The sequence below is a fragment of the Dyella sp. genome (assembly GCF_036568765.1).
Taxonomy (GTDB): Bacteria; Pseudomonadota; Gammaproteobacteria; order Xanthomonadales; family Rhodanobacteraceae; genus GSA-30.
This window is the reverse complement of the sequence record NZ_DATCRY010000093.1, coordinates 1-2,319: the sequence shown is the minus strand read 5'-3', so window position 1 is coordinate 2,319 and position 2,319 is coordinate 1. Positions and strand designations below refer to the sequence as shown.

Sequence of the window (2,319 nt, the reverse complement as noted above, 5' to 3'; positions counted from 1 at the left end):
GGCGCCGCCCAGCCTCGATGCCGGCGTGGCGTCCAGCCCGGGCCGGCCGATTCGGGTTGGCCTGCTCATCGATGCCTTCGCGCCCGTGGACCCCGACGTCGCCGCTACCGTGCTCGCCTCGGCCGAAGCGCTGAAGAGCCTGGGCATCACCGTCGAGCCGGTGCGCATTCCAGTGCTCGAGCAGATCAACGCGCTCGAGCTGCTCTGGAAGCTTCAGGTCATGGAAACCAAACCCGCCTTCAGGAAAGTAACGGCCGGACACGAAGACAAGATCTTCAAGCACGTTCAGGGCGTCTACGACACGCCGGACACCTCGATCGCCGATTTCGTCGACGCGGAGCAGAAAGCGGAACAGTTGCGCGACGGCTTTGCCGGGTACTTCCAGCAATACGACGCGTTGCTCTGCCCGGTCACGACAGTACCGGCGCACGCACACGACGCTGCGGAGTTCAACATCGACGGCCAGTCGGTGTCGTCGCTGCACGTCATGACCGCGACGGCGCCGCTCAATGTGACCGGGCTTCCGGGCCTGTCGCTGCGTTTCGGCACGAGCCGCGAAGGTCTGCCGGTCGGCGTGCAACTCGTCGCACCGTGGATGGCGGAGTCGACTGTTCTGCACCTCGCCTCGCTGCTCGAAGCCGTAAGCCCGGTGCGCGGACTTCATCCGGACCTGTCGGCTATCTGAGTCGAGCCAGTGATCCGTCCGGCCCCTGAATGACTTGCAACCCGGGCCGGGCGGCACACGAGCGATAAGCCCATAGGGTCACGTAACCGCCTTCGCCAATTCCAGAGATGTCGAATCCAGTCAACACCCAGCGCCGCCGACTGTTGAACAGCACCACAGCCCTCGCCGATCCAAGCTTGCTGGACTCAAGCGGTGCTACAGGTCGTCACGCTATAAACGCAACGAGCGCTGCGTGCTGGTCGGGCGAAATGAAGGTGCTTGCAGGAAACCTAATTGTCTTTATTCACTAACCGTCGTCTGGCGATGGTCTTTTTCACAGGTACTAGCATGTCAAAGCAAGCACCGCGCCGCGCGTTGATTGTCATCGACGTCCAGAATGAGTACGTCACAGGTAACTTCCGCATTGAATATCCGCCTGTCGAGTCCTCATTGCCGAATATCGGCAAGGCGATTGACGCCGCCAACGCACATGGCGTTCCGGTCGTGCTGGTGCAGCACGTCTTGCCGGCTGACGCACCGATATTCGCAAAGGATAGCGATGGCGCGAGATTGCATCCTGTCGTTGCGGACCGCCCTCACGATCACGTGGTGACAAAAGTCTTGCCAAGCGCATTCTCCGGCGCCGGCTTCGACGACTGGCTAAAGGAACACAAGATCGATACTTTGACCGTTATCGGCTACATGACGCAGAACTGCAATGACGCCACGATGCGCGAAGCGATGCACAAGGGCTATGTCGTCGAATTCTTGCCGGATGCGGCCGGCTCGCTGTCGTACAAGAACAAGGCGGGCTACGCGAGCGCCGAGGAGATGCATCGCATTATTAGCGTCATTATGGAGTCGACCTATGCGGCGACGATGTCTACCAAAGAGTGGGTGGAAAATGTGAATAGCCCAACCCCGGTTGCGTGCGACAACATCTACTCCTCGAATCTCCGTGCGCACGGGAAGGTGTGATCGTGATGCGGAGCGCCGCTTCATGGCCGTCGACCGAACTCTGAGGTTTTCTCGCGATTTACTGTTCGGAGCTGACTTTGTCCAAACCCATTTTACCGGCGGCAACGGGCCACCCGAAAGCTGTCTGGCCTTCTATTTTTGCGGGATTCTGCGCGAGTCTGATCGGCATTGGCCTGGCACGTTTTGCTTATACCCCGCTCCTTCCGGTTCTCATTCAGGCGCACTGGTTTGCGGCATCGGATGTCGTGTATCTCGGTGCCGCGAATCTGGCGGGTTACCTCGTCGGGGCTGTACTGGGCCGGCCGCTGGCTGCCGGGCTTGGCAACGTCACCGCGCTGCGCGCGATGAAGGTTCTGGTTACGCTTGCGTTTCTCGCTTGCGCATTCCCCGTCTCTACAAGCTGGTTTTTTATTTGGCGCTTGCTGTCTGGCATCGCCGGCGGAGTCATCATGGTGCTGGTCGCGGCGACCGTTCTTCCGAATGTGCCCGACGACCAGAAAGGTCTGGCGACGGGCGCGGTGTTTCTGGGGCTTGGGTGCGGCATAGCAGCATCCGGCACGATCGTCCCGTTGCTACTGAAGTTCGGTCTACGCGAGACATGGATTGGACTTGCCGCGTTGTCCGCCATCCTGACCGCGGCCAGTTGGCGCGGTTGGCCCAGGCGCGCTGTGCCGGCC

General features: G+C 60.8%; 3 protein-coding genes. All 3 read left to right on the top strand.

What is annotated here, in order from left to right; translation table 11 throughout:
- A partial coding sequence (locus tag VIM98_RS07080; protein WP_331992399.1) for an amidase family protein occupies nt 1-685 on the top strand: 685 nt, incomplete at its 5' end.
- Nucleotides 686-1,012: 327 nt separating this feature from the next.
- On the top strand, nt 1,013-1,642 hold the full coding sequence (locus tag VIM98_RS07075; RefSeq protein ID WP_075159616.1) for a cysteine hydrolase family protein: 630 nt from the start codon (nt 1,013-1,015) through the stop codon (nt 1,640-1,642).
- A 77-nt stretch (nt 1,643-1,719) separates the two neighbouring features.
- A partial coding sequence (locus VIM98_RS07070; protein ID WP_331992398.1) for a YbfB/YjiJ family MFS transporter occupies nt 1,720-2,319 on the top strand: 600 nt, incomplete at its 3' end.